Genomic DNA, 15,346 nt, shown 5'->3' with positions numbered 1-15,346 from the left:
GTGAGGGCGAGCGAGCAGGAGGGCACGTATCCGAGGCCGCTCATGTGCCGTGAGCAGTGGAACAGCCTGGACGGCACCTGGGACTTCGGATACGACGACGCCGACGCGGGCGAGCGCGAGGCGTGGTTCTCCGGACCCGCCGCCGGCGGATTCGACCGGGAGATCACGGTCCCCTTCCCGCCCGAGGCGCCCGCTTCCGGCGTCGGCGAGACCGCGCCGCACCCGATCGTCTGGTACCGGCGCCGCATCGCGCACGAGACGCTGGTCCCGGACGCTTCATCCGGCGGCCGGACGCTGATCCACTTCGGTGCGGTCGACCACCGCGCCCGGGTCTGGCTGGACGGCCGGCTCGTGGCCGAACACGTCGGCGGGCAGACGCCGTTCACCGCCGACGTGACCGACGCGATGCGGCCGGGCGCCACCGAACACGTACTCGTCGTGCGCGCCGAGGACGACCCGGCCGACCTCTCCGTCCCGCGCGGCAAGCAGGACTGGCAGGAGCGGCCGCACGCCGTCTGGTACGAGCGGACCACCGGCATCTGGCAGCCCGTGTGGACCGAGACCGTCCCTGACCAGCACATCACCGACCTCGCCTGGATCCCCGACCCCCAGCACGGAGTCGTGGCCGAGATCGCGCTCGCCCGGCCGGTGCCCCGGCCCCTCACGGTCGACATCGTGCTCCGGGCCGGTGACCGGGTGCTGGCCGAGACCTCCACCGTGACCACCGGACGCCGCGCCCGGATCGACATCTCGATCGACGCCCTGCGCAACGGCATCGACCGCGAAGCCCTGTGGTGGAGCCCCGAGTCGCCCACGCTGCTGGACGCCCGGGTCACGGTGCGCGACCCGGGGGCGCCCGGATCCGCCGACACCGTGGACAGCTATCTGGGCCTGCGCAGCGCGGGCGTCGGGGGCGGCGCCTTCCTGCTCAACGACCGTCCCTGCTATGTGCGTTCCGTACTCAACCAGGGCTACCGCCCCCGCACCCTGCTCGCCTCCGGCGGCACCGGCGAACTGCGCCGCGAGGTCGAGCTGATCAAGGAGATGGGCTTCAACGCGGTCCGCGTCCACCAGAAGGCCGAGGATCCGAGGTTCCTGTACTGGGCCGACCGGCTCGGCCTGCTCGTCTGGGGCGAGACCGGCGCGGCGTACGAGTTCGGCACGGAGGCCGTCGAGCTGCTCACCCGGGAGTGGCTGGACCTGGTCCGGCGCGACCGCAGCCACCCGTCGGTCGTCACCTGGGTGCCCGTCAACGAGAGCTGGGGCCTCTCGGACATCGCGCGTGACCCGGCGCAGCAGCAGTACTCGGTGGCCCTGGCCGCCCTGACCCGGGCGCTGGACCCGACGCGTCCGGTGATGTCGAACGAGGGCTGGGAGCACACCGACAGCGACATCCTGGGGGTGCACGACTACACCAGCGACGCGGGCCGGCTGAGGGAGCGCTACGGGGACGCGGCCGGCTTCGCGGCGGTGCTGGCGGGCGGGGGCCCGCAGGGCCGCAGGGTCTCCCTCTCCGAGCGGCAGACCGAGCGCTTCGAGGCGGGCGAAGCACCCCTGATGATCACGGAGTTCGGCGGTCTCTCCCTGGCCGGCGGCGAGGACGACTTCTTCTACACGCAGACCAGCTCCGACACGCAGTACGCGGAACTGCTCGGCGCGCTCTTCGGCGAGCTGCGCAGGAGCCCGCTGGTCGCGGGCTTCTGCTACACGCAGTTCATGGACACCGCGCAGGAGACGAACGGCCTCCTCTTCCCGGACGGCACGCCCAAACTTCCGCTGGAGACGATCCGGGGGATCGTCACGGGGGTCGTGGACGGGGGAGGGGACCGGGGGGTCTGAATCAGGGGGTCTGAATCACGGGGGGTGGGGGCGGGGCGGTGTCCGGGCAAGGTTGCTGCAAGGCCGCTGCAAGGAAAGTGTCGTGCGGGGCGGGAACCCCTCTGTCGACTGCTGGACGCAGCCGACGAACATGGGGGGACCGATTGTGTCTGTCAACACCACGAAAACAGCGCTGATCGAGCAAGGCCGGTGGCTGACCGTACAGGACTGCAAACGGGTGCTGGTCGTCGTGCACACCGTGACGTTCGCTCAGCGACTGCAGGAGGTCTTCGGCCTGCTGGAGGCCGACTTCCGTATCCAGGTGGTCTTCACCGCGGCGCCGCACGCCTTCGGCGGCGGCGTCGCGCAGTACCTGCAGAGCCTGGGCATCACCACCGTGCCCTGGGAGGAGGCGCTGCGGACCGAGTTCGACCTGGCGCTGGCCGCCGGGTCACGCGGTGTGCACGCGTTACGGGCGCCGGTCGTGCGGATCTCGCACGGGGCCGGCCACATCAAGCTGCTCACCGACACCTCCGAGCTGGCGCCGGGGGAGAAGCGGGCGCCGGGGATGCTGAGCCGTCAGCATCTGCTGCACGAGGGACGGGTGGGCCCGGCCGCGATCGTCTACGCGCACGAGCGTGACCTGGCGGAGCTGGCGGATTCCTGCCCCGAGGCGCTGCCCGTGGCTCATGTGGTGGGCGACCCCTGCGTGGACCGGATCACGGCCGGGATGTCCCGGCGCGAGCACTATCGCAGGGCGCTCGGCATCGAAGCCCGGCAGCGGCTCGTGATTGTCACCTCGACCTGGGGGCCGACCTCCACCTTCGGGCGGTTCGACACCCTGCTGCCGCAGTTGCTGAGCCAACTCCCCGGCCGCCGCTACCGGGTGGCGCTGCTGCTTCATCCCAATGTGTTCGCCGGGCACGGTGCCTGGCAGGTGCGGAGCTGGCTGGCGGGCTGCCGCAGCCGGGGCATCGCGGTGGTGCCGCCGGAGGCGGACTGGCAGGCGCCGCTGATCGCGGCCGACTGGATCATCGGCGACCATGGTTCCCTTACGGCGTACGGGACTCTGACCGAGGCCGCCATGCTCCTCACCCCAGGACCGAGGCGGGAGATCTCCGCCTCGTCACCGGCAGCGCTGCTGGCCGCTCTCGCACCCGTCGTCTCCCCGGCGCATCCACTCGCCGCACAGCTGCGGTACGCCGCGGAGCAGCACGTTCCGGGTCAGTACGAGCAGGTGGCCCGGCTGCTGTCGTCGGCGCCCGGCCAGTTCCACCGGCGGATGCGGGCGCTCGTCTACCGGCTGCTGCGGCTGGGCGAACCGGCCTGCGCACCGGCCGTCCCACCGCTGCCCACTCCGCCGCCGCTGCACCGCTGGGAGCGTGCCGACTTGGGGATGGCGCTGTGACGGCCCCGTCCGCGGCGGCCGCCCGGGCCGGAGGGGGGACGGCGTACGGGGCGGCCTTGCCGGACGTCTCGTGGTGCGGGGTACGCCTCGGCGCTCCACGTGCCGGTGGAGCGGGTGCCCGGCCCGGGCCGGGGGGCGCTCGGATCACGGTGCCCGTCTCCGTCGGCTGGCGGTCCGCGGCCGGGTACGGCCGGGCCGCCGTGCTGCTCTCCGTGGCCGGAATCTCCGGGAGCCGGCCGCGCCTCTTCGGTCCCGGCGCGGCCGACGTCCACCTGCGGGTGAATCCGGATGCACCGTGCGAAGCGGGGTGCGCCGAGTACGCCGACGTGCTCGTGACGAGGACGCCGCTGCCGTCCGCGCTCGCCCGTCGCCGGGCGGACGTGCTGATGGCGCGGCACCCGGGCTGCCTCGTCGTTGCTGTGCCCGTCGCGGGGAACGCCCTCGTGCTCGGGGTACGCGGGGCCCGGGGCGGTGTGCTGTCGGCCGGGACGGCTCCCGGCCCCGGGGTGGAGCCGCACGTCGTCGCGTCGGTGCTGCACGCCTGGCTTGCGGCCGGGGGCACGCCGGAAGCCCTCCGGTCCGTTCGCCCCGCCGCACCGGGCGGCCGCCGCTGACGCGGACGGCGGCCGGTCCGGGCCGGGGAACACCCGGGCGCCCTTGACGGCCGGGCGGGCATCGCGCCGGCTGCGGCACCTCTCACACGTGACGCAGCCGGTCGTCCATGCGCTGTGCGTCGGCCGGGCTGACCCGGAGGAAGAGATTCCGGGCGGCCTCGTAGCGGCGGACCGCCTCCGCCGGGTCGTCCTGCCGTGCGGCTGCCTCGCCGAGCCACTCCAGGGAGTACCCCTCCCAGTGCTCGGACCGGACGTCGGACGACCGGAAGGTTTCCAGCGCCTCACGCAGCCGCCGGGTGCCGCCCTCATGGTCCCCGCCGCAGGCCAGCGCGCGGCCGAGCAGGGCGAGGGCGCGAGCCGCCTCGTACCCCTCGCCCTGCGACTCCAGTTGCGTGAACGCATCGGTCAGATACCGGGCGGCGGTCCCGTGGTCACCGGCTGCCAGGGCGGTCTCGCCCAGCCGCCGCCGGGAGAGTGCGGCGCCCCGTGCGTACCCCGCCGACTCCCGCAGCCGCAGGGCCTGTTCGAAGTGTGTGCGGGCCTCGTCGTACTGGTGGGTCAGCAGACTGATGTGGCCGAGCCCGTTGATGGCCTGGGCCTGCTGCCGTACGTCGCCGTCAGCCGTGGCGTGTTCCAGTGCCCGGGCGTACCAGTCGGCTGCCTCCGGGTACCGGCCCGCGTCACGCAGCCCGATCGCGCCGGAGGTCAGCATGCGGCCCTCGCCCTCCCTGGAGCCGTCGGACCGTGCGGCGGCGAGGCCGGTGCGGTGCATCTCGATCCACAGCTCCCGGGGGCGCAACCGGACGAAGAGCGGCCAGGCGGCATCGGTCAACTGCCAGCAGGCGGTGTGCCATCCGGCGCGGGCGCTGTGCTGTACCGCTCCCAGCAGGATGGTGCGGTGCGTGTCCAGCCAGGCCAGTGCCTCGGCCGGGGTTTCGAGGGCGGCGGGTGCGACGTCCGGCACCGCGCTGTCACGTGCGGCCATCCGGTGGCCGGGGGTGAGGATGCTCTCCGCGGCGGTCGCGGTGGCCAGGCACCAGTCAACGAAACGGCGGAGGGTCCCTTCGCGCTGTGCGGGGCTCTCCCGCGTCTCACCGAGGCTTCGGGCGTGAGGGCGTACGAGGTCGTGGAAGCGGTAGGTCCCCGGGCCCGTCTCCTCCAGGAGGTTCGCCTCCAGCAGGGCGCCGACGGCCAGGTCGGCGTCGCCCGAGCCGTCCGGGTCGCCCGGCCCGTCCGGGGAGGCGGGACGGCCCTCGTGGGGTGAACCGGGCGGGCCGTCGGTCCGCCCGGGCGTGACGTCACCACTGATAGCGGTCAGCAGGGAGAGGTCGAAGCGGTCCGCGGGCAGCAGTCCCATCCGCCGGTAGAGCGCGGCGCTGCCGGCGGGCAGCAGACGGTAGGACAGGTCCAGAGCCGTGCGTACCACCGCCTCCCCCTCCACGCGGAGCGCGTCCAGCGGGCCCTGCCCGCGGGAGAGGCTGCGGGCCAGGGCCGACAGGGTGTGGTGCGGACGGGCGGCGAGTTGGGCGGACGCGAGGCAGACGGCCAGGGGCAGACAGCCGCAGAGGGTGACCACTTCGCGTGCGGTCTCCGGGTCCTGGGCGACCCGCTGCCCGCCACCGCCCGCCGCGAGGAGCTCGACGGCCGACTCCGGGGCGAGGGTACCGAGCCGGTGCACGGAGGCCCCGTCGACCAGCAGTCCCGTGAGGTGGTTCCTGCTGGTGACGACGGTGATACCGGCCGGCGAACCCAGGAGCAGCGGACGCACCTGAGCGGATGTGTACGCGTCGTCGAGCAGCACCGCGAGTCGCAGCCGCGAGGTCAACGAACGCCAGAGCGCGACGCGTTGTGCGGTGTCCGCCGGTACGGAGTGCGCTCCGAGCGCGAACAGGAACCCTTCGAGTACCGCGGAGGCCCTGACCGGCCCGCCGCCGTCCTCCGTGGCGGCGCTCCGCCCGCCCAGATCGGCGTACAGCTGCCCGTCCGGGAAGCTGCTTGCCAGCTCGTGCAGCCAGTGGGAGACGAGCGTGGTCTTTCCGACCCCCGCGAAGCCGCTGACCACCAGCAGCTGGGGCGACTCGGCGGGGTGGCCGGACCGGAGGCGGTCCAGGGCGCGCACATCGCTCTCCCGGGCGACCAGCGGCCTCCGTTGGGGCGGAAGCTGTCGGGGTACCGGGGGCCGGGGTTTCTCCGGTCCGCTCCGCTGGTGGACGTGGACACTGCCGTGGATGTCGCGGGCCTGCACGCTGGGGCCGTGCAGGACCGCTGCCCCGCCGATGCTGTTCGTGTGCTCCGGGCGGTCCGGCCCGGGCGCGTACCGCCGCAACCAGCCGTCCACCGTGCTCGCTGTGCGCGCGTCGGCACCGGCCGAAGCGGCGAGGGTGGTGGCCAGCCGCGCCAGGTCCTGGAGCGAGCGCGCCGTCGCCGCGTCCGGCTGTGCGTCCGGCGGGGACCACAGCCGCGCCACTGAGGGGTCCTGCCCCGCCGCGGTCCGCACGACCTCGCCCAGCTCTCGCCAGGCGGGAGAACCCCGTTCGGTTCCGCGCGCGACCATGGCGGACAGCAGCGCCGCCGCTCTGCCCGATTCCGGAATGGGCACGTCTCCAAGCCTCCCTGAACACGGTACCCAACTGTGAAGTTGCCAGAAGAATATGCCAATTGAGGCAGCGTCAACAGTCGGCCGCAGGAGGCATTCCCGCTCCGCGGTGCGGATGAACAGAATCGTTCAGTCAGAAGTCGGTTTCGGACTTCAACAGGTCGTATGCCGGGCTCATATAGCCACGGGCGCCGCTCCATGTCACCCTCGAATGCCCGGCCCATAGCGGGCCGGACCGGCGGAAGGACGCTGGTGGAGTTTGAGATTCGACTCTCAGGATCGGTGGAGGTACGGGCCGCCGGCCGGCGCAATGATCTCGGTTCCACCAAAACGCGGCTCGCATTCGCCGCTCTGGCCTGGGACGCGAGCCGTACCGTGAGTGTGGATACGCTGGTCCACCGGATCTGGGACGAGAATCCGCCTGCCAAGGCCAGAGAAGCGCTGCATGTACATATCTCGCGCATCCGGCGGGCCCTGAAGTCCGCCGGGGACGCCGCACCCCAGGTCGTCAGCCGTACGAACGCGTACGTGCTGAACGTCGACCCGGACCGGGTGGACCTGCGCCGTTACACGAGCTGCGTCGACCAGGCGCGCTCCCTGAAGGACAGCGGCGACGGGGACGAGGCACTCCGGCTGCTGGACGTGGCGGCGGGCCTCTGGCGCGGCGAGCCGCTCGCCGGAATAACCGCGGACTGGGCGGCCGGACTGCGCGCCGCAGTCGGTGAGAGCGGTCTCGCGGGCGCCCGGATACGGGCCGAAATCCTGATGGAGGCCGGGAAGTTCGCCGAGGCCGTACCCGTACTGCTGCCCCTGGCCGGGGAGCATCCGGTCGACGAGGCGCTGGTCGAGCAACTCGCCCTCGCCCTCTACGGCAGCAGCCGTGCGGCCGAGGCGACCAGACTGCTGCAGAGGACACGGCAGCGCGTCGTCCGCGACATCGGCCTGGACGCGGGCCGCAGGCTGCGCCGGGTGCACCAGGGCATCCTCTCGGGCGCACCGGCGGCGGCGCTGCTCGTGCGGGCCGGCACCGCCCCGCAGGTGTCCGCCCGTCCCGTGCGCGCAGTCCCGGACAACCTGCCGCGGGACATCCCGTGGGTGGGGCGGCGGGACGAGCTGAGGCAGCTCACCGCCGCGCTCTGTGAGGGCACCGGCACCTCCGCCCCGGTCGTGCGGATCGAGGCGATCGACGGGATGGGCGGTGTGGGGAAGACCTCGATGGCGGTGCACCTCGGACATCACCTGCGGGAACGGTTCCCGGATGGGCGCCTTTACCTCCATTTACGCGGACACGTATCCGGCCGTGCCCCGCTGACAGCGGCCCGCGCGCTCACCGAACTGCTGCGGCTGCTCGACATTCCGGCCGCGGAACTCCCGCACGCGGAGGCGGAATTGATCTCGCTCTGGCGTGCCACCGTGCGGGACCGCCGCATGGTGGTGATCCTGGACGACGCCGCAGGGCCCGGCCAGGTCCGGCCCCTGCTCCCCGGCGCCTCTCCGACAGCGGTCATCGTGACCAGCAGGCAGCGGCTCCCCGGTCTGCCCGGGGTCAGGCCCGTCTCGCTCGACGTTCTGCCGCGTGCGGACGCGATAGCGCTCTTCGAGCAGCGGCTCGGCGGGCGCTGCGGAGCCACCCGGGGGGCGGATATCGAGCAGATTGTCCGCATCTGTGGTCACCTTCCGCTCGCCATCGAGCTGGTGGCGAGCCGGCTGCTGTCCCGGCCGTCGTGGACCACGGCGGACCTTCTGGAGCAGTTGACCGGTGGAAACGGGGAACTCTCCGAAATGCGCGACGGGGAGCGAACGATGTCCCATGTGTTCGCTCTCTCCTACGCTGCGCTGACCCCGGTCCAGCAGTTGGTCTTCCGCCGCATCGGCCTGCACTTCGGGCTGGAATTCGATGCGCATGCGGTGGCTGCGCTTGCCGGACTTCCCGTCGATGCGGCGGCACGCGCCATGGAGGAACTCCTCGCCCACCACCTCATTTCCGAGCCGTCACCGCACCGGTTCACCATTCATGATCTTCTGCGCGCGTACGCCCGTACGCTGGTCGATGACGGGTCCGGTTCTCGTGCCGAACTCGACGGCGGACCCCCCGGCGATTCGGATTCCGGCACGGATTCCGGCACTCGTGCGGTGGGTGTCGACAGTCGGAAAGAATCCCGGCAGGCACTTCACCGGCTGGTCGATCATTACCTGCGTCTTGCGGACCGGGCGGACCGGCTCGCCTATCCATTCCGCTCGCGTATCTCCGTCGCGAGTGGGCTTTCGGGAACGCCCGGACCTGAGATGCCCGACGCGCATGCGGCCGAGCAGTGGCTGATCGCCGAGGGCGCCAATGTGCTGGCAGTGCTGGACCGGATCCGGAGCCAGGGATCGGAGCACCAACTCGCCCTGTGTACGAACATGCTGGCCGGATTTCTGGACGTGGAGGGCCACCTCGGTACGGCCGAACCGCTGCTGCGCCGGGCCGTGGACCACTGGCGCGCCACGGGGGACGACGCGGCGCGGGCGCGGGCCCTGCTCGACCTGAGCGTGGTCTGTGTCCACCGCGGCGAGTACGGGGAGGGGCACGCAACGGCGTCCGAGGCTCTGGGTGTCGCGCGGGCTCTCGGAGACTCGGATCTGGAGAGTGAGTCGATCCATCAGCTGTCGATTCCGCTGTGGCACACCGGGCAGTACGTACTCGCACAGACGCTCCAGGAGCGCTCTCTCGGGCTGCGGATGAAATCCAATGACGCGGTGCAGGTGGGGCGCAGCTGTAACCTGCTCGGAATTACCCACCTTCACCTCGACCGTGACGAGACGGCTCTTGATTACTTCCTGCGCGCCCTTTCCCTGTTCACTGAGGCGGGGGACGACAGAGGGAGATTCCGGACTCTCAACAATGTTGCCGAACTGAGGCAGAAAATTGGCGACCTGGAAGCCTCGGAACGTGCGTACAGAGAAGCCATAGATCTTTCCAGGATGATGGTGGGACGAGGGGACCGTGCCACACTCCAGATGAATCTCGCGAGTGTTCTGACCACCCTCGGAAAGACCGATGAAGCCCTTGTTCTCTATGGAAAGGCATTGCCGGCGCTGCGTGGCGTGGGAGATCTCCGCGGAGAGGGCGTCGCGCTCAACGGCACCGGTCGGGCCTACCGTGCGGCAGGCCTCGCCGAGCAGGCCCTGCCCCAGCACATCGCCGCCCTCGCGGTGATGCGGCGCATCCGTGCCGCAGGTGAAGAGGTCGGTGTCCTCTACGACTTGGCCCAGGTCGAGCAGGACACCGGACGCCTCGGTCAGGCTGCGGCGCATCTGGAGGAGAGCCTGTCGATCAGCCGCCGGATCGGAGCCCGCTCCGACGAGGCCCGCGCTCTGAGGGCGCTGGGCCGACTGGGCCGCCGCAGAGGCTGAACCGGCGCGGCGGCGGATGCCGGGGCGACCCTTCCGGCGCGCTCCCCGTTGAATTCCTGAGGCAATCGGCGCCCATTTGAGCGGTGTGCGGGGTTTGACGTCATTCGGCTGAGTCCGTGCGGGTCATGCGTGCGTCGGCAGAGCGTTAGCATTGGCGTGCGAGGTGGCGAAGACGCCCTGTGCGGAAATTCGTCGCGCCCTCGTACCCCTCTGGATTGATTCGATAAGTCAGGAGCATTCTCGGTGCCGCTCGACCCGCCAAAAGACTCCAATGCTGCTTCCCGTGCCAAGTACCGGTGTGCAAAAGCAGTATTTTTCGGCGCGACCTTTGTCTGCATGACTTACTTCCTTGCGGGGATATCGCAGATGCATCCGTCGGCTGTTTCCTGAAACGCAGGACCGATCCGGGGCCCGGAGCGGGCCGCGCCCTCTCCGGGCCCCGGCGTGCAGGCTCCGGGCCCTGCCCCTCAGAGGACCTCGCCGGTGGAGCGCCGGTAGGTCGAGCGGCGGTCGTCGATCTCCGCCCACCGGCTCTCCTTGGTGGCCGCGACGATGGGGATGACGTTGCCGGGCCTGCTGCGCAGCCAGGCCGGAGCCACCTGGGCCGGGGTCCAGCCGCCCTGTTCGGCCACTTCGAGGACCGCGGTGATCACCGCGGTCCTCGTTCTCGTCCCGGTCGTCCCGGCCGGTGCTGTCCAGACGTCCCGTCTCGCCCCTGCGGTACTTGCCGGTGAGCTTGCCCGCCGCAAGCGGCGCCCAGGCCAGTACGGCCAGGCCGAACGCGCGCGCCTGCGGCAGGGGTTCGCGTTCCGGGGTGCGCTCCAGCAGGTTGTAGCGCAGCCGGGAGCCCGCGAAGGAGGTCCAGCCGCGCAGCTCTGCCAGGCGCACGGTGTTCCCCTTGGCTCGGTTCGGTCGGGCGGTGCGTACGACGCCAGGCGCTGGAGCGCGCTCCAGCGCAAGCCCCGATGCGCTCCGACCGGCAGCCGGCCCGGCGCGCATCCGCCGGGCCCCATGCCCCGGGCGGATGCGCCCGGGGCCGGGGCGGCCGACCATGGAGGTCAGGGCGACCGCCGCCCCGCCCAGGAGGTCCCGTGTGCGCCGAGGCGCCGGATGTTCCGCCCCCCGTGGGCCTGGAATGGCTGGAATCGCTGTTCAGGGGCACCCCGGCGGGCATCTGCGTGCTCGATACGGAGCTGCGCCATCTGTATGTCAACCCGGCGCTCGAACGGATGAACGGCATTCCGGCCGCCGAACATCTCGGCCGTACCGTGGCGGACATCCTTCCGGAGCTGAACGTACCGACGGACATCCTGCGCGGCGTGCTCGCCGACGGCCGGGCCCGCGAAGTGGCGGCCAGCGGCCGCACGCGCTCGTCCGACGATCCCGGGCTGCGGTTCTGGCAGTGTGCATGCCACCGCGTCGAACAGGACGGCCAGGTCCGGGGGCTCGTCGTCGTCATACTGGAGGTCACGGCTCCGCGTCGCAGGAACCTGGAGTACGAACGGGTCAGCCGGCATCTGTCGATGCTGGACACGGCGGCCACCCTGATCGGCACCACGCTGGACATGAACACGACCTGCGGCGAGCTGGCGGAGTTCGTGGTTCCCGAACTCGCCGACGTGGCGAGCGTCGAGGTGTTCGCACCGGAGATCGGCCAGTCGGTGCGCCCGCCGCCCGCCGGGGTGGTGCGGCTGCGCAGAGCGGGCATGGCGGCCGTGCCCGCTCTCGCGGAGGCGGTCCGGCAGTTCGGGGAGCCGGGGCAGTACGCCGACTACCAGGACGGCGGTACGATTCCGCGCTGCCTGGAGACGAACCAGCCGGTCCTGCAGAACCTCTCGACCGACGCGGAGCTGAGCGCGTCCGCCCCCAGCTCCGAGCGGGTCGCCGTCTACCGCGCCCTCGGCTTCCACTCCACGTGCGTCGTGCCGCTCACCTCGCGGGGGCGCCCGCTGGGCTGTCTGGCACTCGTACGGGCCGGTGACTCACCCGCCTTCACCGAGCAGGACGTGGTGGTCGCCCGGGAGCTGGCGGTCCGGGCCGCCGTCGACCTCGACCACGCCCGCCGCTACACGCGTGAGCACGGCATCGCCCTGGAACTCCAGCGCGCCCTGCTCTCCGAGCCGCGCAAACCGCACCCGCACATCGAGGTCGCCACCCGCTATCTGCCGGTCGGCCAGGGGGCGGAGGTCGGCGGCGACTGGTTCGATGTCGTCCCGCTGTCGGACGCCCGCCACCTGAAGGTCATGGGCGATGTGATGGGCCACGGGGTCGACGCCGCCGTGGCGATGAGCCACTACCGCTCGATGGTGCGGCTCCTCGCCCAGGACGACGAACCGCCGCACCGCATCCTGGAGCGGCTCGACCTGATGGTCGAGAAGGCGGGCATCGACCGGGCCGCCACCTGTCTGCTGGCGGTCGTGGACCGCTTCCGGGGGGAGTGTCTGGTGGCCAGCGCCGGTCATCTGCCGCCGGTGTTCATCGACCGCGGAGCGGGCGCCGTCATCGCTGATATCCCGGTCGGGCCCCCGCTCGGCACGGGGCTCGGCGGCTACGAGACCGTGTCGCTGCCCTGCGGTCCGGGAACCGTCCTGTTCATGTACACCGACGGGCTGGTGGAGCGCAGGGGCGAGGACATCGATGTGTCCGTCGGCCGACTGGCAAGCCTGCGGCTGCCGGTCGGCGGGACCCTGGAGGGCCTGCTCGACGAGGTGCTCGACAGGTTCGGCCGGGACGCCACGGACGACATCGCGGTCCTCGCCTCCCGGATCCGCTCGGGGCGGAAGGGGGAGACGGAGACGGGGGAGTAGGCGGTGTTCCCCGTGCTCTCGGTGTCCCCCGGCGCTCTCGGTGTGCGCGGTGCGCGCTGTGTGCCTGATGTGCGCGGTATGCCCGGTATGCCGAGCGTCCGCCCCGGCCGACGAGCACGGCTGGGCGGACGAACCCGGCTGGCGGACGAACGCGGCTGAGCCGACGACCCGGGTCAGACGTTCTCCGCCTGGAACATCCAGCGCTGCTTCTCCAGTTCGGCGGTCAGCCCGATCAGCAGATCCTGGGACACCGGGTCCGCCTGGTCGGTCGCCGCGATCGCGGCGCGCAGCCGGGTGATCACCCCGCCCAGCGCGTCCACCAGCAGCGCTACGACGTCGTCGTCGGGCATCCAGCCGGTGGCGGGCTCCGGCAGCTCACTCGTCTTGGCCAGCGCGGTGATACGTCCGTCGGGCGGTACGCCGATGGCGGAGGACCGTTCGGCGACCGTGTCCGCGTAGTCCCGGGACGTGGTGACCACCTCGTCGAGCTGGAGGTGGATGGAGCGGAAGCGCGGCCCCACCACATTCCAGTGCGCCTGCTTCGCGAGGAGCGAGAGGCCGAGCAGATCGACCAGGGTGCCCTGGAGCGCGTTGCCGGTGGTCTCGCGTGCGGCGTCGGGCAGGGTGCTCTTCACGGTGGCAGTCATGGTGCGTGCACTCCTTTACGTCTTGCGTGCTGTTACGTCTTGCGTGCTGTCATGTCGTGCGGCTTGCATCGGGTCACTTCGGTTCGCTGTGCCGTGTGCCCGTCCCTCCGCGTACCCGAGCATCCGGCGGACAGTCTTCGTGGTGCGAACCGGTCATTTCTCCGGTCACTTCGCGTCGGCGTAGCACTCCACCACCGCCGTCGTGAACGGGAACCGCACCGGTGTCTCCCCGAAGGCGATCCGCCCGGCCAGCTCACCGGCCGCGCGGATCGCCCCGACCACCTGCGGCGCCTCGTCCCGCGGGCAGTGCACGATCACCTCGTCGTGCTGGAAGAAGACCAACTCGGCGCGGAGCCCGGCCGTATGGAGGGCGCGGCGCAGCGCGGCCAGCATCAGCAGCGCCCAGTCGGCCGCGCTGCCCTGGACCACGAAGTTCCGCGTGAAGCGGCCCCAGGCGCGCGCGTCCGACGAGCGGGGTCCGCCCGGCGGCCCGGCCTCCGGAAACTGGCCGCGGGGCGGGTCCTCCTGCGGGATGCCCGCCTCGTCGCCGTCCTCTGCGCCGGCCGCCGGTGGGCTGGTCCGCCCCAGCCAGGTCCGCACGAGGCGTCCTTCCTCGCCCGCCTTCGCCGCGTCGTCGACGTAGGCCACGGCTGCCGGGAACCGGCGCCGCAGCGCCGCCAGGTTCTTCAGGCCGTCCCCTGACGTCTGGCCGTAGACCGCGCCGAGGAGTGCGAGCTTGGCGTGGGCGCGGTCGCCGCTGAACGCCCGGTCCGAGAGGGCCGAGTACAGATCCCCGTCGTGTCCCGCCACCTCCATCAGCCCCCGGTCGCGGGAGACCGCCGCCAGCACTCTGGGCTCCATCTGGTCGGCGTCGGCCACCACCAGACGCCAGCCGTCGTCCGCGACGACCGCCCGCCGGATCACCTTCGGGATCTGAAGCGCCCCGCCGCCATTGGTGGTCCACCGCCCGGAGACCGTCCCGCCCGGCTGGTACTCCGGGCGGAAGCGCCCGTCCCGCACCCAGTCCTGGAGCCATCCCCAGCCGTTGGCCGTCCAGATCCGGTACAGCTTCTTGTACTGGAGGAGGGGCCGCACCGCCGGATGCGTGATCGACTCCAGCTCCCAGCGGCGGGTCGACTTCACCCGGATCCCGGCCTGGCCGAACGCCTTGATGACATCGGCGGGCAGCTCCGGTCTGACCCGGCGTCCGAAGGCCGCCGACACCTCGTCCGCCAGCTCCGCCATCCGGCGCGGCTCACCGCCGCCCGCGTACCGCTCGCCGAGCAGCTCGTCCAGGACGGCCCGGTGCACATCGGACCGCCAGGGCAGCCCGTCCCGGTGCATCTCGGCCGCCACCAGCATCCCCGCCGACTCGGACGCGGTGAGCAGCCGCATCCGGTCCGGGTGGACGGTGGTCCCGTGCCGGACGAGCTGGTCCGCGTACACCTCCAGGAGCGCGCCGAGCTCCATGGGGACGGGGGCGGGCTCGAAGAGGGACGACTGTGCGCCGGGCTCGGCCGACCGGGGACGCGGATCGGGCGGCACGGGCGCCCGGTGCAGCCGGGCCCAGGCCGCCGCGGCCGAGCGGGGCTCGCCGTACCGCCCGTCGTGGCCGAGCAGCAGCAGCTCCGCGTCCTCGATGTCGTAACACCGCTCGACCCGCACTCCGGCGGCGAGCAGCCGCGGATAGATCTCGGCGGTCGAGCGCCACACCCACCGCCCGACCTCAGGGCGGGACCGCACCGCCTCGACCAGATCCGGCTCGTGCACCACGTCCCCGGCGGGCAGCCCGTCGCCGCCGAGTGGCGCGAGGTGCGCCCCGCCGCCCTCCGCCGTCGCCAGAGCCCACCGTTCGGTCATGCGATCGAGTCTTGCAGCCACCACTGACAATCCGCCGGAGGCGGCCCTGTCCGTCCGGACCGGCGGAACCGTACGAAAGGCGGGCGGGGCCGGGAGGGGTCACGATCGATTCTGGGACTCGTCCGGGACGTCGATGCCGGGACATCGGTTCCGGGACATCGATGCCGGGACGGGGAAGCGGTGGCGGTTCCCCCGCGTTC

9 protein-coding genes and 1 pseudogene are annotated in these 15,346 nt (G+C 72.0%); 5 read left to right on the top strand and 5 right to left on the bottom strand.

Features of this window, described 5'->3' with window-relative positions; genetic code table 11:
* From OG285_RS14700 to OG285_RS14690, 3 genes are all read left to right on the top strand, one after another.
* Positions 1 to 1,839: a glycoside hydrolase family 2 protein gene (locus OG285_RS14700; RefSeq protein WP_371791174.1), complete on the top strand. Its 1,839-nt coding sequence runs from the start codon at positions 1 to 3 to the stop codon at positions 1,837 to 1,839.
* A 130-nt stretch (positions 1,840 to 1,969) separates the two neighbouring features.
* Positions 1,970 to 3,226 carry a hypothetical protein gene (locus tag OG285_RS14695; protein WP_371791173.1) on the top strand — a complete coding sequence of 419 codons (1,257 nt, stop codon included), beginning with the start codon at positions 1,970 to 1,972 and terminating at the stop codon, positions 3,224 to 3,226.
* Between the two features lie 149 nt (positions 3,227 to 3,375).
* The gene (locus OG285_RS14690) at positions 3,376 to 3,840 is read left to right on the top strand and encodes a hypothetical protein (RefSeq protein WP_356826059.1); all 465 of its coding nucleotides are present in this window, start codon (positions 3,376 to 3,378) and stop codon (positions 3,838 to 3,840) included.
* A gap of 82 nt (positions 3,841 to 3,922) precedes the next feature.
* Here OG285_RS14690 and OG285_RS14685 read toward each other — a convergent pair whose 3' ends face one another.
* Positions 3,923 to 6,439 (bottom strand): tetratricopeptide repeat protein, encoded by a 2,517-nt coding sequence (locus OG285_RS14685; protein ID WP_371791172.1) that lies wholly within the window; start codon positions 6,437 to 6,439, stop codon positions 3,923 to 3,925.
* Between the two features lie 249 nt (positions 6,440 to 6,688).
* Between OG285_RS14685 and OG285_RS14680 the strand changes: the two genes are divergently transcribed.
* The gene (locus tag OG285_RS14680) at positions 6,689 to 9,832 is read left to right on the top strand and encodes a tetratricopeptide repeat protein (protein ID WP_356826055.1); all 3,144 of its coding nucleotides are present in this window, start codon (positions 6,689 to 6,691) and stop codon (positions 9,830 to 9,832) included.
* A 467-nt stretch (positions 9,833 to 10,299) separates the two neighbouring features.
* Here OG285_RS14680 and OG285_RS14675 read toward each other — a convergent pair whose 3' ends face one another.
* Both OG285_RS14675 and OG285_RS14670 read right to left on the bottom strand, forming a co-directional pair.
* Positions 10,300 to 10,485, bottom strand: coding sequence for a hypothetical protein (locus tag OG285_RS14675; RefSeq protein ID WP_371793691.1), 186 nt, complete (start codon positions 10,483 to 10,485; stop codon positions 10,300 to 10,302).
* Between the two features lie 100 nt (positions 10,486 to 10,585).
* Positions 10,586 to 10,831: pseudogene (locus OG285_RS14670) on the bottom strand (hypothetical protein); the annotation flags it as partial.
* Between the two features lie 92 nt (positions 10,832 to 10,923).
* Between OG285_RS14670 and OG285_RS14665 the strand changes: the two are divergent.
* Positions 10,924 to 12,639: a SpoIIE family protein phosphatase gene (locus OG285_RS14665; RefSeq protein ID WP_371791171.1), complete on the top strand. Its 1,716-nt coding sequence runs from the start codon at positions 10,924 to 10,926 to the stop codon at positions 12,637 to 12,639.
* Between the two features lie 173 nt (positions 12,640 to 12,812).
* On the opposite strand, the gene OG285_RS14660 is transcribed toward OG285_RS14665, so the two are convergent.
* Both OG285_RS14660 and OG285_RS14655 read right to left on the bottom strand, forming a co-directional pair.
* The gene (locus OG285_RS14660; protein ID WP_371791170.1) at positions 12,813 to 13,286 is read right to left on the bottom strand and encodes a DNA starvation/stationary phase protection protein; all 474 of its coding nucleotides are present in this window, start codon (positions 13,284 to 13,286) and stop codon (positions 12,813 to 12,815) included.
* Between the two features lie 165 nt (positions 13,287 to 13,451).
* On the bottom strand, positions 13,452 to 15,146 hold the full coding sequence (locus OG285_RS14655; RefSeq protein ID WP_371791169.1) for a bifunctional 3'-5' exonuclease/DNA polymerase: 1,695 nt from the start codon (positions 15,144 to 15,146) through the stop codon (positions 13,452 to 13,454).
* Positions 15,147 to 15,346: the final 200 nt, after the last annotated feature.

Origin of the sequence: Streptomyces sp. NBC_01471 (assembly GCF_041438865.1) — a bacterium.
GTDB lineage: Bacteria > Actinomycetota > Actinomycetes > Streptomycetales > Streptomycetaceae > Streptomyces.
The sequence above is the reverse complement of the archived record's forward strand: the minus strand, read 5'-3'. Positions and strand labels throughout refer to the sequence as shown.

Excerpts from the sequence above, each read along its gene's own strand:
- OG285_RS14695 (WP_371791173.1), top strand. The coding sequence starts at position 1,970 with ATGGGGGGACCGATTGTGTCTGTCAACACCACGAAAACAGCGCTGATC.
- OG285_RS14660 (WP_371791170.1), bottom strand. The coding sequence starts at position 13,286 with ATGACTGCCACCGTGAAGAGCACCCTGCCCGACGCCGCACGCGAGACC.
- OG285_RS14655 (WP_371791169.1), bottom strand. The coding sequence starts at position 15,146 with ATGACCGAACGGTGGGCTCTGGCGACGGCGGAGGGCGGCGGGGCGCAC.